Source organism: Streptomyces silvisoli (genome assembly GCF_029269905.1).
GTDB lineage: Bacteria > Actinomycetota > Actinomycetes > Streptomycetales > Streptomycetaceae > Streptantibioticus_A > Streptantibioticus_A silvisoli_A.
On the sequence record NZ_JARJBC010000008.1, the window covers coordinates 123,029 to 143,201 of the forward strand.

Genomic DNA, 20,173 nt, shown 5'->3' on the forward strand with positions numbered 1-20,173 from the left:
TGATCCCCGGGAGCGCGGTACAGGGCAGTTCCTGGCAGGCGCGCCGGTCCGTGGACAAAGGTACCTTCTGCTGTCAAATCGCCAGCGGCTTCGCGTGTCCGTGCGCACACTCTCCGTGCGTTCACGCGCCCGGCCTCACGCCGCGACGGACACGTTCCGCAGCACGTGCAGCTGGTCGGCGACGTCCGCGAGGCTGGCGCAGCGCGTGGCCAGTTCGGCCGCGGTGGGCAGGGCGACCAGGCGGGTGGGGCGGCGGGCCGACGCGTCCGCGGCCAGCCGGGCCAGGGCGTCCGCGAGGCGGCGGGTGTCGTCGGCGGGCAGCGGACGCCGCCCGTGCTCCAGCCGTACCGCGCAGGCGGTGGTGGCGTCGACCAGCCGCTCGACGGCCGCCAGCGCGGGAGCCCACTGGGCGCTCGCCACGCCAGCGGGTGGCAGCTCGGCCGCTGCCTGCACGACGGTCCTACGGGCTTCGGCCAGCGCCCGGTACGCGGCTCGACGCAACCGTGCCCGTTCGTCGTGCTCCTCGCCCGGAGCGCCGACGACGTGTGCGAAGTACGCCTCGGCGGCGCGCAGTGCCGCCGCCCAGTGTTCGTGGACCGTCTCACGGCGACCGCCGATCCGCGGCAGGTGTCCCACGATCAGCGCGATCGCGCAGGCGAGCACGGTGTCCACCAGCCGGGTGCCCGACGCCCCGTGTGTGCCGCTGACCACGGCGAGCGCCAGCACGATGCTGGTCAGCGCGGCGGTCTGGAAGGCGAAGTGCCGGGCGGCGACGGGGATCAACGCCCCACCCAGCGCCGCGGCGGCCACCGCACCGGCGCTTCCCGGCAGGACCGCCTCCAGCGCGGTGAAGACCACGACACCGAGGACGGTTCCCAGCACCCGGCTGACCGCGCGGGAGAACAGCGGCCCCAGGTCCGGCTTGGCCAGAAAGGCAGCGGTGACCGGCAGCCAGTACCACTGGGCGGGCCGCAGGACTTCGGCGACGGCGGCGCAGGCACCCACGCACAACGCCACCCTGAGCCCGTACTCACGGCCGAGCGGGCCGAACGCCCGCCGCAGCGCGGAGCGGTCGCGCGGCCCCGGTACCGGCCAGGCGGGGGCGTCGAACGCCTCGGCGGCGCTCAGCAGCGCCCGGTGGAGTGCGCGGCGGCCCGGAGTGTCGGCGTGCGGCGTGGCGATCGGCCCGCAGGGGGCCGCCTCGCGTACGGCACGGGCCAGCCGCGCGGGGGCGTCGAGGGTCGCGGCGGGCAGCGGCCTGCCCTCCCACAGCAGGGTGACGGCCGCCTCGCCCAGGGTGGTCGCCACGGACAGCTGCGCCCGCAGGCGCCACTCGGCGGCCGAGACCTGGCCGATGCGCCGGATGCCGCGGTGGTGGTCCAGCGCCGCGTGGGCGGTGTCGAAGGCGGCGGTGAGCCTACGGCGTGCGACCTGACCGCGGCCGGTACCGGCCGCGGTCAGTACGGCGCCGAGCGCGTCGTACACCGAGGCGACGGCCTCCCGCTCCTCGGCGTGCGGCTCGGGCAGGGTGACGGAGACCACCACCAGTTGCCACAACGCGCCGACGGCGACGAGTACGGGACCGAGCCACACGGGACCGTGGTGCGGCAGGCCGACACCGATCAGCAGCGTGACCAGGAACTGCAGGCTGGCGGCGGATGTGATCGGGCCGACGGCACTGGCCGCCCCGGACAGATACCCCGCGACCGCCAGCACCGGCACCAGCCACACGGCATCCGCGACTCCCCCGGCCGGAACCAGGACGGCGATCAGTACACCGAGCAGGGTCCCCAGCGCGCCCGCGCAGGCAGGGACGCCGATGCGCACCATCCTGGTACGGCGGGTACCAGGACGGTCGTTGACCGTGGCGAACAGCGCACCCAGCGCGGCCAGCACACCCCATGCGACATGCTGGGTGGCGACCCCGACCGCCAGCAGGGGTCCGGTGGTGAGCGCACCACGTACGACGGCACCGTACGGAACGGGCCCGCGTGGGACGTTCAGCGGGTGGCGAAGCCACTCGGGGGCGGTGGGACGGCGGTGGGATACGGCGGCCACGTGGCTGGGCTTCCTCCTCGACGTGTTCGGTGGGACCGAGGTGCGCGGTTGCCGTGACGACGTCCCATGACCGTCGACGGGCAACCCCGAAGTCAGTGGCCCGGCAAGGAAGTTGCCGGGCGGACAGGCTGCGGACGCCACAGGCCTCGGCGGATGACTGCTTCGGCGCCGTGGGCCCCGGGACGAACCACGCCTCGTCGCGGTCAGGAACCCGGCCGCCGGGGCTGTTCGCCCCGCTCCGCGTCCTTCGCCTGCTGCTTGTCCTTGATCCGCGCCGCTTCCTTGCGGACCTCTGCCTGTGTGGCGCGCTCCTTGCGCAGCCACTCGGGCAGGTCCCGTTTCAGCGCGTCGATCTGCTCCGTGGTGAGCGGCTCCGTGATGCCACCGCGGGCCAGGCCCGAGATGGAGACGCCGAGCCTGGCCGCGACCTCCGGCCGGGGGTGCGGGCCGTTGCGGCGCAGTTCCCGCAGCCACTCGGGCGGGTCGGCCTGCAGGGCGTTGAGTTCGTCGCGCGAGACGGCACCCTCCCGGAACTCCGCGGGGGTGGCTTCGAGGTACACACCCAGCTTCTTCGCCGCCGTGGCGGGCTTCATGGTCTGGGTGCTGTTGCGCGACGTCATGCCCCCAAGGATATCGAGCGCGTGCACCGGCTCCGACCACGCCCGGTAACCTGGCCATGTGACAGGCTCGGAAGTACCCCCCTCGTTCCGGCTGGCGTACGTACCGGGCGTGATCCCCGGCAAGTGGGTCCGGATCTGGCACGAGCGGCTGCCCGACATCCCACTCGACCTCATCCAGGCGACCGCCGCCGAGGCACCCGACATGCTGCGCCGCCGTGACGCCGACGCGGGCTTCGTACGGTTGCCGTTCGACCGGACGGACCTGAGTGCCATCCCGCTCTACACCGAGACGACGGTGGTCGTGATCCCGAAGGACCACATCGTGTCCGCGGCGGACGAGGTGTCCCCCGCGGACCTGGCCGACGACGTCGTGTTCCATCCGCTGGACGAGACCCTGGAGTGGGATGTCCGGCCGGGACGGCCCGCGATCGAGCGCCCGGCGACGACTGCGGACGCCGTCGAGCTGGTGGCGGCGGGGGTGGGACTGCTCGTCGTCCCGCAGTCCCTCGCCCGGCTGCACCACCGCAAGGACCTGACCTACCGCCCGGTGACGGACGCTCCGCAGTCACGGGTCGCGCTGTCATGGCGCGAGGACGCGACCACCGACATGGTGGAGGACTTCATCGGGATCGTCCGCGGCCGTACGGTCAACAGCACGCGGGGGCGCCGCCCGGCGGCCCCGGAACCGCAGAAGAAGAAGCGCCCCGAAACCGGCACCGGCACGCGGCACAAGCCCGCGGCCGGCAAGAACCCGCGCAGGGGTTCGGGCGGCGTCAAGGGCGGCAAGCCCCGCCGCCGCTCGTAGCGGGGGCGGCACTCGGTCACGCGCCCCGAACGGCGTCCGGGAGGAACCGCACCGCACGGTCCAGGAACTCCCGTACCACCGCGCCCAGTTCCGCGGTGTGAGTGATGTAGAAGTCATGGTGGCCGTCGATCGTCACCACCTCGGTGCCCGGTCGGCGGCGCGCCATCTGCGCCGCGTGCTCGGCCGGGACGGCGGGACTGCGGTCGCCCCTCACCACCATCATTGGCTGCTTGACGGCGGTGAAGTCATCCCACCAGTCGCCACGGATGGCAGCCTTGGCCGCCTGCACCTCGTCGACCCGCCACAGGAACCGCCAGCCTTCCGGTTCCTCCGTCGAGATCACCGACCGCAACTCCTTCTTCGTCCTGCTCGCCTTCCTCGGCCAACTCCCGGACCCGGCCGACCAGGTGCGGGTACTGCGCCGCCGACTCGCCTTCATGGACGAACCCGGCAGCTTCTTCTACGACGAGGGCCGACCGCTGCGCGCCCGCGACATGACCGACCGCTTCCGCCGCGGCATGCTCCAACTCGCCAGCGCCACCAGCAAGGCAGACCGGGCCTGGCTGGAACGCACCATCGGGGAGTTGGAAGCCGGGACGGCCCACGCGTAGGCATCCACGACAAGCGGGACCTCAAGGACGACGCCCACGCCGTCGACATCACGGCGGACATCGCCGGCCGTCACGCGCGCCATCCGCACGGCCGACCCGGCGATGGTCCTGGGAAGTCACCGTTGCGGATGCAGGACGACCTTGGTGTAGCCCTCCACGCGCTTGTCGAACTTCTCGTACGCCGACGGCGCCTGGTCCAGGGGCAGCTCGTGCGAGACGACGAAGCCCGGCTTGGCGCGGCCCTCGATGATCAGGTCGCGCAGCTGCCTGTTGTAGCGCTTCACATTGCACTGCCCGGTGCCCATGCGAAGGCCCTTCTCAAACAGCCTGCCGATCGACACCAGCAGCATTCCGCGCTTCGCCTGCTCATCCGGACCACCGGGGTCGGACGGCACATACAGGCCCGGCACGCCGAGCGCGCCGGTCGCCCGTACCGTCTCGACCAGCGAGTTCAGTACGGTCGCCGGCTCCTCCCGGTCCTCGGTGCGCGCGTGGGCCTGGTAGCCGACCGCGTCGATGCCCTTGTCCGTGCCTTCGCCGTCGGTCTGGTCCTTGATCTGCTCCACGGGGTTGCCTTCGGCGAAGTTGACGGGAATCGCACCGATCTCCTCTGCCTTCTGCAGGCGCTCCCGCACCCGGTCCACCACGAAGACCTTCTTCGCGCCGCGAAGGATGGCGGAGTAGGCGGCCATCAGGCCGACCGGGCCACCGCCGTAGACCGCGACGCTGTCGCCCGGGGAGACCTGGGCCAGCTCGTTGCCGTGGTATCCGGTCGGGAAGATGTCCGCGAGCAGGATGAAGTCGGTTTCGTGCTCGGTTCCCCCCGGGAGCTTCAGGCAGTTGAAGTCGGCATACGGAACCCGCAGGTACTCGGCCTGCCCGCCCGGCCACGGTCCCATGGCGACATAGCCGTACGCACCACCGGCGAAGCCGGGGTTCACGGTCAGGCAGAAGGCCGTGTAGCCGGACACGCAGTTCTTGCAGAACCCGCAGGCAACGTTGAACGGCATGACCACCCGGTCGCCCTGCTTCAGCGACGTGACGCCCTCGCCGACCTCTTCGACGATGCCGAGGTTCTCGTGGCCGAAGACGATGCCGGGCTCCGCGGCCGTGCGGCCCTCGTACATGTGCAGGTCCGAGCCGCAGATCGCGGTGGACGTCACCTTCACGATCACATCGTTCGGATGCTGGATCCGGGGATCCGGGGCCTGCTCCACCGCCACTTCGAACGGCCCCTTGTAGACGACAGCCCTCATTGCCCACCTCCGATCAGCGAGGTACCGCGCTGACTGCCCGGGGCGAACGACGCCGTCGGTCGACGTCGCCCTGCGCTGCCGGGCGGCACCCAGCGGCGGCGCCGCTTCGCCTCACGTGACCTACATCTCATGCTCCACCGGGCCGCAGCGCCGGACAACTCAACTACTCTGAGGTGAAATGTCCGATTCCCGCGTAGCGCCGCAAAGGAGGCTGTGGCAGTGCCACAACGCTTCGGGACCCTGATCGTCCCGGTCCCCGGCCTGTCCGGCACCACCTACCCGCCCGGCACCAAGGTCGCCATCCGCGGCCGTGGAGCGTCGGTCGACGCCTTCGTGCACGGCGACTGGCTGCCACTCGCATGGTGGGAGTTCGCCGAGGGAGTCAACGAGGACGCCGTGGAGGGCTGACCCTCCAACGACAGAGTGCGGTGACGCGCACACGCTCCGCGGTCGGCACCAGCGGGCTCGATGCCGGAGCGGCCTCCTTCCCCCCCCGCCTGCCAGGCGACGGCCGCCCGAGAACCGCGAGCGATCACATCTCGTGATGACTGCCTTCCCCGATCGCTTCTTGGCCGGTGCTTCGCCCGCGGCTTGACTTGAGGTCGAGCGGAACGGCCGCTCGAAGCAAGCGGAAGGCAGGAACACACCATGACCGGCATCGAGCCCAAGACCGCCGTGCGGCGCTACTTCGACGCGCTGGCCGCGGGCGACCAGGAGGCGATCTGGAACTCCTGGGCCCAGGACGGCAGTTGCTGGTACGGCGGCGACCTGCCGATCTCGGGCACCTGGCAGGGCCGGGACCAGGTCATCAACGGATTCCTGGCAACCGCCTTCGCCCATCTCGACCCCGAGAAGGAGGTCGGGTTGCGCATCACCAACCTCTTCGGCGAAGGCGAGCAGGTGTTCGTGGAGTGGGACTCCTGGGCCACCGGCCGGACCGGCAGGCCGTACAACCAGAAGAACAGCGGTGTCTTCACCGTCCGGGACGGAAAGCTCGTCAGCATGCGGGAGTACTCCGACACGCAGAACTGGGAGCGCGCGCTGCTCACGAACCCGGCCTGAACTTACGGCAGTCGGCGAGTTCCGTCCTGTTGGAAAACCACGCGCGCCGCCCGTGCCACGAGCGGTACGGTCCCGGGATGCATGATGAGGACGGCTACTTCGGTGAGCGCGTCGCGGCCACCTACGACGCGTCGGCCGCGGACATGTTCCACCCGGACGCGGTGGACCCGGCGGTCGAGGTGCTGGCCGAGCTGGCCGGCGACGGCCGGGCCCTCGAACTCGGCGTCGGCACCGGCCGGATCGCGCTGCCGCTGGCCCGCCGCGGCATCCAGGTGCACGGCATCGACATGTCCCGGGCCATGGTGGCCCGGCTGCGCGACAAGCCGGGCGGCGACGCCGTCGGCGTGACGATCGGCGACTTCGCGACGACACGGGTGGCGGGCACGTTCGCGGTCGTCTACCTGGTGTTCAACACCATCAACAACCTGACGACCCAGGAAGCCCAGGTCGCCTGCTTCCGCAACGCCGCCGCCCATATGCGCCCCGGTGGCCGCTTCGTCGTCGAGGTGGGGGTCCCGGACCTGCGTCGGCTGCCGCCGGGTCAGCAGGCCGTACCGTTCCACATCAGCCCGACCCGGTGGGCGTTCGACACCTATGACGTGGTCACCCAGGCGATGAGTTCGCACTACTTCACCATCGCCAACGGCCGGGCCGAACACCACTCCATCCCGTTCCGCTACGTGTGGCCGTCAGAACTGGACCTGATGGCCCAGCTGGCCGGTCTACGTCTACGCGACCGCTGGGAGAACTGGGTCCGCGCGCCTTTCACCGGCGAGAGCACCGCACACATCTCGATCTGGGAAAAGCCGATCGATCAGGAAGCACCACGAAGCGGCGTCAATTCCTGGGCAGGCCAGGCCAGTTGCCCATAGGCGCCCGGGACACGGCAGGGTCCGCGCCCCGGCGGGGAGCGGACCCTACTGGGATGTGCTGGATCAGCGGGTGTGCCGCGCCGGGGCGACTATCTGCATCTTGTGGTTGACGGCGGTGATCGCCGTGCACTTGTGCGCCGCGTCCTGGTAGAAGCCGGCGCCGAGGGCCAACGCCTTGCCGATCGGGGCGTTCTTCTTGACGTTGATGCGCATCGGCACGTTGATGTGGGTGTGCCCGCTGAGCCAGCCCCAACCGAAGTAGCCGTCGGTGTGGCCCGCGGTGTCCGTGACGTCCTCCCACCGCTTGATCTTCGGGAAGTACGCCTGCAACGACACCTGGCTGGTCGGGAACGCCTTGAACCCGACGTAGGTCGAGCTGACGCCCGCGAACAGGTGGATGTTGGTGAACTTGGACTGCGACGGGTTGTCGATGGTCAGCGTGAAGTCGTGCCAACCACTGCCTGCGGCGATCTTGTTGGGAAGGCCCGTGAGCGCGGTGCGCAGAACAGGCCGGTACTTCGGGTTCCCGGTCATGCACAGACCGGACGCGGACGACGTGGTGGCCGGGTGCGCGGCGGACGCGGCCGACGGGACGACGTCGGCGTTGGCCGAGGGCACGGCGCTGGCGGCGAAGGCCGACGGCGCCGTCATCAGCGCGGCAGGGGCGATGGCCGCGGTCGTTGCGACCGTGACCAAGGCGCGGCGGAACTTCATGGAGACCTCTTTCTGGGTCAGAAATGCAGAATGAGAGGCCGTCGCGGTGGTGGGGGGAGGCTCGCGGTGCGGCAAGCCAAGATCGTAGGGCCAAGTGAAGGTTGTGTGACGTGTTTTTTTCGCGCACCACACACGGCCGCCCGGGCGGACGTCAGCAAACCCGGGCGGTTGCCCACATCTACGTGGTATGCCGGTGATCAACCTCACAGGAGGTCGGGTCGGTCACTGTCCCGCGGTGGAAGTCAGGAACGCTCCGCGGTCAGCAGGTCGGCGAGGTGCAGGACGGTGCGGTCTGCCAGGTAGGGGCCGATGAGTTGCACGCAGAGCGGCAGGCCTTCAGCCGTGCGCCCCACCGGGACGGTGGCGGCGGGCAGGTGTACCAGGCTGGCGATGTTGAGCCAGGTGGTCTGCTGCCAGTAGCTCCGACGCTCGCCGTCCACGGTGATGTGGCGCTCGGGTACGGGTACGCCGGTCTGGTCGGGCACCGCCGCCGTCGGAGCCGCGGGGGTGACCAGGACGTCGATGTCGCCGAAGTAGCCCGCCCACTGCCTTCGCAGCCGCTGGCGTTCCTCGTTGGCGTGCAGCCAGTCCCGGTACCGCATGGTGCGGGCTCGTGGGTAGATCGTCCGGGGGGACCGGTCCTCTGGATCCAGTTTGTCGGCCAGCTCGACTTCGGCCGCGAACGCCTCCGGGGAAGCGCTGGCGGACGAGTTGGCGAACATCAGTGTCTGGAAGAGGCGGTCGGAGTCGGCCATGCTGACGGGCCGCGTGGTGTTGTCGACGTGGGCGCCCGCGTCGTGCAGGTCCTTGGCCACCTGCTCAAGTAGGGCGCCGGTCTCGCTGTCCACGGCGCAGTACGGGTCGTCGGCCCAGATGCCGACGCGGTATTGGTGCAGCCGCTCGTGGCGCGGGGCAGGCAACTCCAGCCGCCAGGCGGGGCTGTCGTCGGGTGAGGGGCCGGCCAGGACGCTGAGGGCGAGGTCGAGGTCGGCCGCGCTGCGGGCGAGCGGGCCGAGGGTGAGCATGTCCGACGTGGAAAGCCAGCCGGGCGGGCGGGGGATGTGGCCGCGGGTGGGAACGATGCCGTAGCTGGGCCGCAGACTGTGCACGCCGCAGTAGTGTGCGGGCAACCGCAGGGATCCCGCGAGGTCGCTGCCGACGTCCAGGGGGCTGAGGTGGGTTGCCACCGCCGCGGCCGGGCCGCCTGATGAGCCCCCGGCCGTGCGCCGCGGATCGTGTGGGTTGGGTGTGGTGCCGAACAGCGGGCTATTGGTCTGCAGGTCCTGGCACATCGGTGGTGTGTTGGTCTTGCCGAGGATGACCGCGCCCGCTGCGCGCAACCGCGCCACCGCGTCAGCGTCCCGGCCCGGTACGTGCTCGGCCAGCTCCGCCGCTCCGCAGGTGGTGCGCAGCCCTTCGGTCTCCAGGGAGTCCTTGACGGTGACGGGCAGTCCGAGCAGTGCCGCGTCGGCCTCGCCGCTGGCGCGTCGCTGGTCCGAGGCCTCCGCCGCGGCCAGCGCGCCGTCGGCGTCGACGGTGACGACCGCGTTGTGTTCCGGATGACGGGCGATGCGTTCCAGGTGCGCGGTGGTCAGTTCACGACTGGAGACTTCTCCTCGTTCCAGGGCGCGCAGTTGCTCACGGGCGGACAGACGCGTCAGATCCATGCGTTGCGGATTCCTGTTCCGTAAAGGGGGTTTCGAAGTGTGCGGCGATACGGAGAAGCGCGCGGACGTCGTCCTGCGGGGTGCACACCTCCTCGCGGGTACCGGCGTCGGCGTACTCGGTCGGGGCCTTTGGGGACTTCTCGCTGCGGTAGGCCACCAACGCCGCACGGAGTTGGTCAGCGGTGACGGCCGAGGTCAGTTCGGTGCCGGTGAGACCGGCGGCGCGGTGGCGCCGCTCGGCCTCGTCGCGTACCGACTCCTCAAGGTGGCTTTCCAGGGCGCACTGCGCGTCGCGGATCTCCACGGCGCGACGGTACAGATGCCAACTGGTGTTCCAGAGGCGGACGCGGGCCGTGACGGCAGTGCGGGCGGGCTGGAGGGCGACGGTCGGCACGGCGTGGTGCAGTGCCTCCCACAGTGGCGCGAGGCTCTGGTAGTCGCTGTTCGCACGGGCCCAGGTCCGAACGTGCGGGACGACGTGCACGGCCATGATCGGTACGAAGAATCCCACCAACGTGAGTGTGGTGCCACCGTCGGCACACAGCCACGCGAAGTTCTCGATCGCCGCGGGCGGCGGGCTCACATGGGCCAGGGCGGCGCCGACGTCGGCGAGTCGGACAGCGCTGTAGCCCAGGGTCAGCAGCGCGCCGACCCCGACTATGCGCAGCCCACGAGCGATCCACACCTGGCCCGTACGCCGGGCGGCCTGCCAGCAACCCACCGCCAGCACGGTCTCACCGATGGCGTAGACGACGACATAGAGCGTGAGGTACGTCCGGTAGGCGGCCGTGTGGATGTAGTTGGCGGTGAAGCCCTGTGGCGTGGTCCGGCCGGCAGGAGTGAGCTGGAAGAACAGCAGCGTCAGGGCCAGGATGACCACTGCCCCCGCGCCGGTGCACAGGCGAGCCCGGTTGCGGGCCTTGTCCGGCGGCAGTGCCCAGTACGCGAGGACGACCGGTTGCAGGGCCAGCAGGGCGACCACGGAGCTGAACGCCACCAGAATGCCGGTGGAGGGGCGACCCGTGACTTCGTCGAGAACTCTCCACACCGGCTCCAGGGACACCAGGAACGAGAGCGCGGAGAATCCGTAGACGCCGACGAGCGCGGCCAGTGCGAGGTCCTGGCGCAGGTACCGCGGCGGCCAGAGCAGCAGGAGGAATCCCGCGATGGCCAGCGTCAGGCACAGAGGATGAAGGAACTGCTGCACGAACCGCCTACCTCCGGGTCCTCAGCAACGTCTCGGCCACGCGATCGCCCGCCCTGACGGGACGGTGGGGGCGGTGAACGTGGCGCTGGAGGTAGGAGCCGATCAGCTCGGCCTCCCGCTCGTCCTGGTACTCGTAGTCGCTGCGGCCCAGCATCATCTTGATGGCCGCTGGTTCGAGGCTGGAGATCAGTCGGCTGCCCACGGGCTTCCCCGCCGGGAACGCCGAGGTGTCCTGGTGGTCGCGCAGGATGTGCGCCAACTCGTGCGCGATGATGTGGTCTTGGTGGGCCCGGCTTGTCTTCTCGTGCACGAACACGTAGTCAATGCCGTCCGTCGTGCGTATCCACATGCCGCACAGGCCGAACTTGGTGCCCAGCTCGGGGGCGGGCGCGATGCGGATCGAGTAGCCCGTCCGTTCCTGCACCGCGGGCAGCAGCTCCCGGATGCTGTCGGCCGGCGGCAGGCCCAGCTCCCGTACGAAGCGGCGGCTGTCGCGCCGCGTGGTGTCCCAGCGCTTCACGACGGCTCGCCTCGGCTCTCGCCGATCGGGCCACGCCCCGGGGCGTGCGTGTGCGTCACCTCAGACGGCCTGTTCGGACGTTCGCCGAAGCCATCCACGGCAGCGACCTCCCAAGCGGCGTGATTGATGTGTGTTGACACTGCTACCGAGAGTGTGTCAAAACCACCGCCGGTAAGGCCACCCGGGGTATCCCACATCACTTGGGCGCCAGGGTCCACATCGCGCCGTAGGTGAACGGGGCGCCACGGCGCTCATTGATTCACCGTCCAGGTGACCGCGTTGCGGCCGACTTCCACCCCGGTCCGTCACCCGCGGGGTCATGATGCCGGTCGACCGTTCGCATCCGCCGTGCGTGCGGGTGCATATCGGCAGCCGAAAGGTCGACCCGGTGGTCGGTGTGACTCGGCGAATCCTCACGCGGTGGGCTCATGATGGGCACGTGGGACGCCCCGGTACACGGCACACGACCTCCGGTCGGCTCCGGCGCGCCGGGCTGACCAGGGAGGTCGGCTGGTTCGCCGTGATCGGCGCCGCCTCCACCGTGGCGCAGGCACTGCTGTACTGGGTGCTGCGGCACTGGTCGCCGCCGGTGCTGGCCAATCTCGCCTCCCTTCTTGTCATCACCGCCCTCAACACGGAGGCCAACCGCCGACTGACGTTCCGTGGGTCCGCGGTCCGTGCCCTCCGGGCGCATCTGGCGGCGGGTGGCCTGTTCGTCCTGGCCTATCTGTTCACCTCTGGTGCGGTACTGCTTTTCCGCCACTACCGCCCCACCGCCTCACCCGCGCAGGAGGCCTTGGTGCTGGTTCCCGCGTTCGCGCTGGTGACCGTGGTGCGCTTCACCGTGCTGCGACTGGCCGTCTTCGAACGCCGCCGACGCTGACGACCTCGCGGGGCCTGGGCGTGCCGGCGCTCGGTGGGCGGTGCTGAGGCGGTCGTCGTCGGTGGCGTGCGGTCGCGGGCTCGCCCTCGTATGGGCCAATAAGCAGTTTGCCTGCTTGTACGCCGTTATGCCTTGGTGCATGTTGACATCTCGCACATGGCGGCGATGGGCCGCCGCCGCTTTGGGGCTGACCGCCGTTCTCCTCCCCGCCGCCGCAACGCCGGCGGCGGCCTACGCACCGCCCGCCGCGCATCACCTGGTGCTGCCCGAGCCTCCGCCGGCGGACACCGTCCGTGCCGAGCTGGACGCGCTCAAGGTGGAGGCGCCGCACTCGATGGCCGGGTACTCGCGGGCGAAGTTCCCCCACTGGATCAAGCAGTACGGGGAGTGCGACACCCGCGAGGTGGTCCTGTCGAGGGACGGCCAGGGCGTCACCCGGGATGCGAAGTGCCGGGCGGTCAGCGGGACCTGGTACAGCCCGTACGACGACAAGACCCTGGACTCGGCGTCGACGGTCCACACCCAGCCCGAGAAGGACAAGCTGATCGCGATGCTGAACACCTGTGACTGAGCCGGCCATGCCACCCGAACTTCGCAGCGAGGTCACCGCAGGGCCGGGCGGAGCGATGACCGATGAGGTCGGCGTCATCACAGGCGATCTCACCGTCGTCACCGCGGACCAGGGAGACGGCACCGCCCGCGTCCGCATCCAGTACACCGGGGCCGACGAGTGGTACGAACTGGAAGGCAGCCCGGCCCGCATCACCGCGGGCGGGCTTGCCGCGGTCCACCGAGCCGTGGTGGACGCCGTACGTGTCGGCGGCGCGGCCCACCTTCCGGCTTGATTGTGAATTCCGTGAAGATCAGGCGGGGATTTGACGCAGGGCCCGTGTCGCTCCGGAGACGAAAAGCGATAACGGCGCTTTTCATGCGGGTCGTTGGGGCGGCAGGTCCGCGGAATCAGTACCAGGTGTACCCGGCATGCACCTTGCGGATCCTGTCTTCGCCCCTCTTCACGGCGGTTAGCGGCGCGCCGGGCAAATCGGGTCGCGTCCCGGTGGGACGAAAGGGCACTGAGGGCGGACCCGGTGTGTGTCCGCGCCGGCATTCCACCGCCCGTGGGCGTGCGGGACGCTGCCCACAGCGATGACTTCTGTGGGAGGCGGCCCGGCGTGCACGCACGACACGACGAGCGGGCCGGGCGTTCCCCGGTACCGCCTCGCCAGGCGTCCGGGCGAGGCGGCGCCGTGGCCTCCGCCTCATCCCACCTCGCCATGTTGCAACGCGCCGCGGGCAACGCGGCGGTGACCCGCTCGCTGCGCCGCGGCTCCGCCGCCCTCACCCTCCCCCTCCAGCGCACTGAGAGCGCCACGGCCGTGCGGGACCGGCCGGCCGGTCAGGAGCAGGGGCCCGCACTCGGCGTCGCGCACCCCTTCACGAACGAGCCCATCGGCGCCCTCGCGGAAGACGGCGTGATCACCTCCTACCTCCTCGACGCGGTCGCCAGGGGCCGGGTCGACCAGGCCAAGGTGATCGTCGGGCGGCTGCCCGAACTCGACCCGGAACACGGGCGCGAACGCGCCCTGCGCTTTCGGCGGACCATCGAGGAGGCGGCCAGCACCTCCCTGGGCCCGCAGGAGAAGCAGCCCATCCCGCCGCTGGTGCACTTCTTCTGGATCGGCAGGAAGATGGGGCGGACCGCCCTGGCCAACATTCACCAATGGGCCGACCGCGCGGCCAACACCGGCTGGAAGATCTGGATTTGGACCGACGGCGCCACCGACTGGGGCGGTTGGTTCGGCAAGAAGCCGTGGGACCGCGGGGAGATCGAGAAGAAGGACGTCACCACCGCCCTGGACCAGCGCGTCGCGGGCGCCTACCGGCGGGCAGTCCAGGCGGGCGCGTACCCGACGGCGTCCGATCTGGCCCGCTACAGCATCCTGCACCGGTACGGCGGCGTCTACGCGGACGTCGATCTCGGCGTCGGCAGAGTGCGCCTGGGCCATGACGTTCCGCGGCTGAGCGCGGCGGACGTGCCCGTTCTCGGCCCGCATCTGCGGGACCGGAAGAACCGGTCCGCCGCCCTGGGGGACGCGGGCTTCGTGGACGGGCCGGACCGTACGGAGGGCGACCGTACCGCCGCCGCGGCCGAGCACCTTTACGGCATCGGCGCGTACGGCAACCAGTTCTTCGCCGCGCAGCGGGGCTCGGCCGTCATGGACCGCATGCTCGACCACACAGCCCGCCGTACCGCCGACGCCGACGAGGACGCCCTGAAGGACGGGGCCGCCATGCTCACCGGGCCCTACGCCCTGTGGAACGTGCTTCAGGAGTACGCGCGGACCAGGACCGGCCTGGCCGACCTCAAGCAGGAGGATCTCGCCCACCTCCAGCCCGATGGAGCGTCCGGCCTCCACCGGGGCATCTCCTGGCTCACCGAGGAGAGCGAGAACCAGGAGTACGAGCACGGCTGACCCGGCCGCACCGCAAGGTAGGGATCTGGCCGATCTCGTTCACAGGACGCCGCCTGGCCCTGCGTCGACGCCCAGAGCGGATACGCGGAGGTTGACAACCAAACCCGAAACGTCAAGCACGGGCCGGTCGTTGGCCGGGGCATCCCGTCCTCGCCCTGGTTGCGGGTGACCGCGGGGCACGACCGTTCGGGCCGCCCGCCCCCGCGGGTACGGGCGCGACGGGCACTAACGGGCAACGAACGCTTCCCCTTTGGACCAGTTGCCGTATACACAGAGTGGCCGTCGATCACCGAGGGTGGGAGAAGCTGTCCGACAGCTTGCGAATGTCCGAATTGACGGAGCGGCTGAAGTGAGACCGTACTTTCACAGGTTAGGAACGAAAGACACCCACCGCAATTGATCGAAAAACAAAGTTACCTACCATTGCTGCACTTGAAGCCACGGGTTGGAGGTGCCGGGTGCAGCGTGTGCCCGTAGTGGTGGAAGCGGACGATCCCATATCGGCGGCCGGTACGGCCGCCAAGGTCCGCGAGCAGCCCGAACTCGAACTCGTCGAGTTAGTGGCTCCGGGAACCGTCGTGATCCTTGTCACCGAGGAGGTCGACGAGGCGCTGACCGCACGGTGCAGGAAGCTGATGCGCGGACACGACGCGCGACTGGTGCTGGTGGTCTCCCGGATGCGCGAGGCGGAACTGCTGCGCGTCATCGAATGCGGAGTCAGCACGGTGCTGTGGCGCCGGGAGGCGACCTCCTCCGCGCTGCTGGCCGCGGTCCAGGGCGCGCACCGTGGCGACGGTGCCATACCTTCGGACCTGCTGGGGCGGCTGCTGGTGCAGGTCGGCCGGATGCAGCGTGGCCTGCTCCAGCCGCAGGGGCTCGGCTACGGCGGGGTGTCGGAGCGCGAGTTGGACGTGCTGCGTCTGATCGCCGACGGTCTGGACACCGGGGAGATCGCGGCGAAGCTCTCCTACTCGGAACGCACCATCAAGAACATCCTGCAGGGCCTGATGGGCCGTCTGCAGTTGCGCAACCGGGCGCACGCCGTGGCGTACGCGCTGCGCGAGGGATTCATCTGACGGCTGACGGGCCACCAGGGAAGGCATCGGGAGGAGTACGAGTGATCCACGAGGTGGACGCCGCTTTGCGCGCAGTCATCTCCGAAGGCGCGCTACGGGACAGCGGCGTCGAGGTGGCCCTGGAGGCGCCGACCAGGGAATGGGCGGCCAGGCACACCGCCCCCACCGTCAACGCCTACCTCTACGACGTGCACGAGGACCTGGCCCGGCGGGAGCGCGGTGCCGTGGCGTTGCGTGACGAGCGCGGCGCGGTGACACGGCGCCGGCAGCCGCCGCGCTGGTACCGGCTCTGCTACCTGGTGACCGCGTGGACGGCACGGGCCGAGGACGAACACCGGCTGCTGTCCGCGGTGTTGGCCTGCCTCATCCGGACCGAGGTGCTGCCCGAGGACCTCCTCGGGCAGCACCTGCGGGGAACCGGGTTGGCCGTGCCGCTGGCGGTGGCCATGCGCGGTGACCGGGACCGGCCGCTCTCCGAGTTGTGGACCGCGCTCGGCGGCCAGCTCAAACCCTCGCTCGACGTGGTGGTGACCGCACCCTTCGCGGTCGGGCCGGAGTACGACGTCCCGCCGGTCGTCACCGAGCTTGAGGTCCGGGCGCGTTCGACGGACGGCGCCGTGGTCGACGCGCCGCGTCGGGCGCCGCGGGCCGCGCACGAGCTGCCGGTGGAGGGCAGGTGAGCGATACGCAGGTGCTGGCCGGGCTGCTGGAGGAGCTGCGGCAGGCGGTCGCCTCCCGGGTGGCCGAACTCTCCGCGGACGACCCGACCGCGCACGACCCGTTGCGCGGTCTCTACCTCTCCCCCGACGCCGCCGATCAGCTCCTGGCCCGGCCGGGTCCGGACGAAGCGGCACCCCGGGACCACGCGGCGTCGGTCGCCGAGACCAACAGCCATCCGCGATGGGACCTGCTGTGCACGCGCTTCGGGCTGGACGCCCTGGACCGCGCGCTGCTGCTCGTGGCCCTGGCCCCCGACCTGGACCGCCGCTTCGCCCCGCTGTACGGGTATCTCAACGACGACGTCGGCAAGCGCCGGGCGACCGTGGGGCTCGCCCTCGACCTGTGTGGACGCTCCACGCTCTGCGGAACCGCCCGGGCCCGGCTGCTGCCCGGAGCGCCACTTGCCGACGGCCGGCTCCTGCTGCTGGAGCAGCCGGAACGGCCCTTCCTGGAACGGGAGTTGCGAGTTCCGGACCGAGTGACCGCGTACCTGCTCGACGGGGACGGTGCCCTTCGAACCGTTGCGGGTGGGGCCGTCTCCACGATGCAGTCAACGGAGGGCGCGGCGCCGACCGTGGTCGGCGCGGCGCTGCGCCGCGAACCGGCCCGGCCGGTGTATCTGCGCTGCCCGCGCGGCCAGGACCATCCCGCGAGCGCCGCCCGAACCTGCGCCGGTCTCGGCCAACCGCTGCTGCACCTCGATCCGGCAAGGGTGGACCCCGCACAGCACGCCCACGGCGAGGCGGTGGCGGACGCGGTGCGAGAGGCGCGGCTGTGGGACGCCGTACTGCTCGTCGGACCGCTGCCCACCGGAGCGGAGGCCGACTGGGTACGGGCGGTGGCCGAACTGCCGCCCGTCTCAGGGGCGGTGGCCGTACCGCAGGTGCTGTTCGCGGCGGCGCCGCTCGATCCCGGGTGGACCCGCGCCCACCTGCTGGCGCTCGACGCGGCGGAGGAAGCGGAGAACTCGGCGGTGCCGTCTGCCGAGTTGTGGCAGAAGGCGCTGCCCGGCGCTGGTTTCGACCCCGCCGAGGAGGCGGGCGCCTACCGGCTGTCGCCCGACCAGATCGACCGGGCCGCGCGCACCGCGCTCGACCTCGCCGCCGTTCGCGCCGAGCCGCTGAGACCGGAGCACCTGCACCAGGCCGCCCGCTCGCAGAACGCCGTCGGTCTGGAGCGGCACGCCCGGCGGGTGCGGCCCGCGGTCGGCCTGCCGGACCTGGTGCTGCCCGCCGAACCGCTGCGCCGCATCGAGGAGTTGGTGCACCGCGCCCGCCACCGGGAACAGGTGCTGCGCGGCTGGGGCATGCGGCGCGGCGGGGGCCGGGGCAGCGGGGTGATCGCGGTCTTCGCCGGAGAGTCCGGCACCGGCAAGACCCTCGCCGCCGAGGTGGTCGCCGGGGCGCTCGGCCTCGATCTGTACGTGGTGGAGCTGTCCGCGGTGGTGGACAAGTACGTCGGTGAGACGGAGAAGAACCTGGAACGGATCTTCGCGCAGGCGGACGCGGTCAACGCGGTCCTCCTCTTCGACGAGGCGGACGCGGTGTTCGGCAAACGCTCGGAGGTCAAGGACAGCCACGACCGGTACGCCAACCTGGAGAGCGCCTACCTGCTCCAGCGGTTGGAGGCCTTCGACGGGGTCGCGGTGCTGACCACCAACCTGCGCGGCAACATCGACGAGGCGTTCACCCGGCGGTTCGACGTCGTGGTGGACTTCCCGTTCCCGGACGAGGAACAGCGGCGCGCCCTGTGGGAGCACTGTCTGCGCCCGCCGCTGCCGGTCGCCGAGGACGTTCAAGCCGGGTTCCTGGCCCGGGAGTTCGAGCTGGCGGGCGGCGCCATCCGGTCGGCGGCGGTGACCGCCGCGTATCTGGCCGCGGCGGCGGGCCGTCCGGTCGGGGCGGCCGACCTGCTGGAGGGCGCCCGCCGGGAGTACGCCAAGTCGGGACGGCTGGTGCCCTCGAACGAGGCGGAGGCGGCGGCCGGGATCGGGGCTGGCGCGCTCACCAGGTTCTGGTGAGCGCGTGGCTCAGTTGCCCGCCGGGGTGAACTTCCACCTCTGCTGGTCGGTGACGCCGTTCGCGCAGGGACGCCCGGCGGCGAAACCGGCGGCGTCGGGGTTGACCGGCAGCGAGGTGTCGTCGGTGAGGCAGTCGCCGGTCTTCTGGTTGACGATCTGGAAGTAGCCGCCGCCCACCGGAACCAGGTTCCAGCGCTGTGCGCTGTTGATGTTTCCGTTCTTGAGGTCCTGCACCCCGTTGGAGAGCTGGATGTCGTGGAGTGGCTGCATGTTCGGGTTGGGCTGCTCCTCCATGACGCTGCCGGGGCGGCGCAGCACCTCGATGCCGACGGAGTTGTCGGGATAGCGGAAGACGCTGTAGTAGGTGTTGCTCCAGGACTGGGAGTCCCAGGGCGCGGTCAGGAAGGCCGAACCGTCGCCCATCGGCTCCCGGCCGGTCACCAGATACAGGTTCTGGCCGCTCTCCAGGGTCACCTGACGCTCGTCCGCGTGCTGGCCCCTGGCGGCGTTGGGGTTGCTCGGCACGCGGGGTGAGGGCGCGCCGCCGTTCTGGTTGCCGTCCGGCGACTTCTGCGGGGTCGGCGAGGGCGGGGGCGGTACGGAATTGCTCGGGGCGACCACCGCGCCCGCCGGGGAGTTGTTCGGCTGCGGGGAGGCCGCCGTGCTGATCGAGGGCCGGAAGGTGAACCAGAGGACGATGAAGGCGACCAGCAGCATCACCAGGAGCATCAGCAGCCGCGACAACCACCCGGCGAACAGTGCGGGCTGGACGTACTGGCCCTGCGCCGCGACGGGCTTGGCACCGGCGCGCTGGACGTCCACCGTGTAGTCGTGCTTCTGCTCGCGCCCGGCCCACAGGAAGCGGGAGGGGCGCAGCCCCAGCCGCACGAACCGGGCCCGGCCCGGCGGGATCTGCACGGTGTTGGGGCGCATGTCGTAGCGCAGGTCCGAAGCCTGGTCGTGGCCGCGCAGCGAGGCCGTGACCTCGGTGTTGCCCAGGTTGTCGACGGCCAGCTGGGGACGCCCGCGCCACCGTCCTCGGACACTGCCGGGCACCAGTTCGGCGCGCACCTCGTGGAAGGGGGTGACCGTCAGGTTGCCCTCGGGGACGGCGACTTGGTCCGGGTGCTCGGCCGGGGTGATCTCCAGGGCGAACGGATTGGGCCCGGCGGGCACGTCGGGGGTGCGCGGCGGGCTGAGGGTCACCTCGGCGGTTCCGGTGGTGCCCGGATACAGCCGCAGCACAGAGGGTTCGACGCGGATGTGGGGGGCGAGGTCGCCGACGGGGTTGACGCGGTACTCCTCGACCACGTCGCTGGTGTTGCGGATGCGCAGCCGCACGGTGGTGCTGCTGCCGGGATCGACGGTGGTCGCCGCGGGTTCAAGGCTCGCCCAGGTGCTCACCGGCACAGCCTAGGGCGGTCCCCGAAGGTGCACAGCGGGCGCGGGGGAAGCCTTACGGGCAGTGTGAGCTGCCCGGTTGGCTCCACGGCGGCCGTTCGGGCAGCATCCGCTGCCCTCGCGGCTGCCCCAGCGCGGCTGCTGGCGGGCGCGTGGCAACGGCATGGTGGACAGGTGGCCTGGGTTCTCCCCCCGCCTCGGGCCGCG

21 protein-coding genes are annotated in these 20,173 nt (G+C 71.0%); 12 read left to right on the forward strand and 9 right to left on the reverse strand.

What is annotated here, in order from left to right; genetic code table 11:
- Positions 1-135: 135 nt before the first annotated feature.
- Positions 136-2,058 (reverse strand): FUSC family protein, encoded by a 1,923-nt coding sequence (locus P3G67_RS15205; RefSeq protein ID WP_276093967.1) that lies wholly within the window; start codon positions 2,056-2,058, stop codon positions 136-138.
- Positions 2,059-2,261: 203 nt separating this feature from the next.
- Entirely contained in the window at positions 2,262-2,678 is a 417-nt protein-coding gene (locus P3G67_RS15210; protein ID WP_269857424.1) for a DUF5997 family protein, read from the reverse strand.
- Between the two features lie 58 nt (positions 2,679-2,736).
- Here P3G67_RS15210 and P3G67_RS15215 point away from each other — a divergent pair, with 58 nt between their 5' ends.
- Positions 2,737-3,483: a LysR family substrate-binding domain-containing protein gene (locus tag P3G67_RS15215; protein ID WP_276093968.1), complete on the forward strand. Its 747-nt coding sequence runs from the start codon at positions 2,737-2,739 to the stop codon at positions 3,481-3,483.
- Between the two features lie 16 nt (positions 3,484-3,499).
- Here P3G67_RS15215 and P3G67_RS15220 read toward each other — a convergent pair whose 3' ends face one another.
- Positions 3,500-3,772 (reverse strand): alpha/beta fold hydrolase, encoded by a 273-nt coding sequence (locus P3G67_RS15220; RefSeq protein WP_276093969.1) that lies wholly within the window; start codon positions 3,770-3,772, stop codon positions 3,500-3,502.
- On the opposite strand from P3G67_RS15220, the gene P3G67_RS15225 reads away from it, so the two are divergent.
- Entirely contained in the window at positions 3,759-4,094 is a 336-nt protein-coding gene (locus tag P3G67_RS15225) for a hypothetical protein (protein ID WP_276093970.1), read from the forward strand. The genes P3G67_RS15220 and P3G67_RS15225 overlap by 14 nt on opposite strands.
- A gap of 116 nt (positions 4,095-4,210) precedes the next feature.
- Here P3G67_RS15225 and P3G67_RS15230 read toward each other — a convergent pair whose 3' ends face one another.
- Entirely contained in the window at positions 4,211-5,350 is a 1,140-nt protein-coding gene (locus P3G67_RS15230; RefSeq protein ID WP_276093971.1) for a glutathione-independent formaldehyde dehydrogenase, read from the reverse strand.
- Positions 5,351-5,569: 219 nt separating this feature from the next.
- On the opposite strand from P3G67_RS15230, the gene P3G67_RS15235 reads away from it, so the two are divergent.
- The 3 genes from P3G67_RS15235 (at position 5,570) to P3G67_RS15245 (ending at position 7,284) form a co-directional block, all read left to right on the forward strand.
- Positions 5,570-5,758 carry a hypothetical protein gene (locus tag P3G67_RS15235; protein WP_276094103.1) on the forward strand — a complete coding sequence of 63 codons (189 nt, stop codon included), beginning with the start codon at positions 5,570-5,572 and terminating at the stop codon, positions 5,756-5,758.
- A 240-nt stretch (positions 5,759-5,998) separates the two neighbouring features.
- Positions 5,999-6,412, forward strand: a complete 414-nt coding sequence (locus P3G67_RS15240; protein WP_269857418.1) for a nuclear transport factor 2 family protein — start codon at positions 5,999-6,001, stop codon at positions 6,410-6,412.
- A gap of 77 nt (positions 6,413-6,489) precedes the next feature.
- Positions 6,490-7,284: a class I SAM-dependent DNA methyltransferase gene (locus P3G67_RS15245; protein WP_276093972.1), complete on the forward strand. Its 795-nt coding sequence runs from the start codon at positions 6,490-6,492 to the stop codon at positions 7,282-7,284.
- 63 nt (positions 7,285-7,347) lie between these two features.
- On the opposite strand, the gene P3G67_RS15250 is transcribed toward P3G67_RS15245, so the two are convergent.
- From P3G67_RS15250 to P3G67_RS15265, 4 genes are all read right to left on the reverse strand, one after another.
- Positions 7,348-7,998: a hypothetical protein gene (locus P3G67_RS15250; protein WP_276093973.1), complete on the reverse strand. Its 651-nt coding sequence runs from the start codon at positions 7,996-7,998 to the stop codon at positions 7,348-7,350.
- A gap of 242 nt (positions 7,999-8,240) precedes the next feature.
- Entirely contained in the window at positions 8,241-9,665 is a 1,425-nt protein-coding gene (locus P3G67_RS15255) for an amidase (RefSeq protein ID WP_276093974.1), read from the reverse strand.
- Positions 9,637-10,872 carry an MAB_1171c family putative transporter gene (locus tag P3G67_RS15260; protein WP_276093975.1) on the reverse strand — a complete coding sequence of 412 codons (1,236 nt, stop codon included), beginning with the start codon at positions 10,870-10,872 and terminating at the stop codon, positions 9,637-9,639. Before P3G67_RS15260 ends, P3G67_RS15255 begins: the two co-directional genes overlap by 29 nt.
- Before the next feature lie 7 nt (positions 10,873-10,879).
- Positions 10,880-11,392 carry a hypothetical protein gene (locus tag P3G67_RS15265; RefSeq protein ID WP_276093976.1) on the reverse strand — a complete coding sequence of 171 codons (513 nt, stop codon included), beginning with the start codon at positions 11,390-11,392 and terminating at the stop codon, positions 10,880-10,882.
- A 439-nt stretch (positions 11,393-11,831) separates the two neighbouring features.
- On the opposite strand from P3G67_RS15265, the gene P3G67_RS15270 reads away from it, so the two are divergent.
- From P3G67_RS15270 to P3G67_RS15300, 7 genes are all read left to right on the forward strand, one after another.
- Positions 11,832-12,275 (forward strand): GtrA family protein, encoded by a 444-nt coding sequence (locus tag P3G67_RS15270; RefSeq protein WP_276093977.1) that lies wholly within the window; start codon positions 11,832-11,834, stop codon positions 12,273-12,275.
- Positions 12,276-12,414: 139 nt separating this feature from the next.
- Positions 12,415-12,846 (forward strand): hypothetical protein, encoded by a 432-nt coding sequence (locus tag P3G67_RS15275; protein WP_276093978.1) that lies wholly within the window; start codon positions 12,415-12,417, stop codon positions 12,844-12,846.
- Between the two features lie 7 nt (positions 12,847-12,853).
- Positions 12,854-13,120, forward strand: coding sequence for a hypothetical protein (locus tag P3G67_RS15280; RefSeq protein WP_276093979.1), 267 nt, complete (start codon positions 12,854-12,856; stop codon positions 13,118-13,120).
- A gap of 327 nt (positions 13,121-13,447) precedes the next feature.
- On the forward strand, positions 13,448-14,749 hold the full coding sequence (locus P3G67_RS15285) for a glycosyltransferase (RefSeq protein WP_276093980.1): 1,302 nt from the start codon (positions 13,448-13,450) through the stop codon (positions 14,747-14,749).
- Between the two features lie 458 nt (positions 14,750-15,207).
- A complete protein-coding gene (locus P3G67_RS15290) occupies positions 15,208-15,825 on the forward strand; it encodes a helix-turn-helix transcriptional regulator (RefSeq protein WP_276093981.1) in 618 nt (205 codons plus the stop codon).
- Between the two features lie 41 nt (positions 15,826-15,866).
- Positions 15,867-16,505, forward strand: coding sequence for a DUF4255 domain-containing protein (locus P3G67_RS15295; RefSeq protein WP_276093982.1), 639 nt, complete (start codon positions 15,867-15,869; stop codon positions 16,503-16,505).
- Entirely contained in the window at positions 16,502-18,565 is a 2,064-nt protein-coding gene (locus tag P3G67_RS15300; RefSeq protein WP_276093983.1) for an ATP-binding protein, read from the forward strand. The genes P3G67_RS15295 and P3G67_RS15300 overlap by 4 nt, the downstream gene beginning before the upstream one ends.
- 9 nt (positions 18,566-18,574) lie before the next feature.
- Here P3G67_RS15300 and P3G67_RS15305 read toward each other — a convergent pair whose 3' ends face one another.
- Positions 18,575-19,969 (reverse strand): RICIN domain-containing protein, encoded by a 1,395-nt coding sequence (locus tag P3G67_RS15305; RefSeq protein ID WP_276093984.1) that lies wholly within the window; start codon positions 19,967-19,969, stop codon positions 18,575-18,577.
- Positions 19,970-20,173 lie beyond the last annotated feature (204 nt).

What these genes read in the sequence shown, in the direction of transcription:
- P3G67_RS15250 (WP_276093973.1), bottom strand. Translation starts at nt 7,998, where the DNA reads ATGAAGTTCCGCCGCGCCTTGGTCACGGTCGCAACGACCGCGGCCATC.
- P3G67_RS15230 (WP_276093971.1), bottom strand. Translation starts at nt 5,350, where the DNA reads ATGAGGGCTGTCGTCTACAAGGGGCCGTTCGAAGTGGCGGTGGAGCAG.
- P3G67_RS15280 (WP_276093979.1), top strand. Translation starts at nt 12,854, where the DNA reads ATGCCACCCGAACTTCGCAGCGAGGTCACCGCAGGGCCGGGCGGAGCG.
- P3G67_RS15275 (WP_276093978.1), top strand. Translation starts at nt 12,415, where the DNA reads ATGTTGACATCTCGCACATGGCGGCGATGGGCCGCCGCCGCTTTGGGG.
- P3G67_RS15210 (WP_269857424.1), bottom strand. Translation starts at nt 2,678, where the DNA reads ATGACGTCGCGCAACAGCACCCAGACCATGAAGCCCGCCACGGCGGCG.
- P3G67_RS15240 (WP_269857418.1), top strand. Translation starts at nt 5,999, where the DNA reads ATGACCGGCATCGAGCCCAAGACCGCCGTGCGGCGCTACTTCGACGCG.
- P3G67_RS15255 (WP_276093974.1), bottom strand. Translation starts at nt 9,665, where the DNA reads ATGGATCTGACGCGTCTGTCCGCCCGTGAGCAACTGCGCGCCCTGGAA.
- P3G67_RS15245 (WP_276093972.1), top strand. Translation starts at nt 6,490, where the DNA reads ATGCATGATGAGGACGGCTACTTCGGTGAGCGCGTCGCGGCCACCTAC.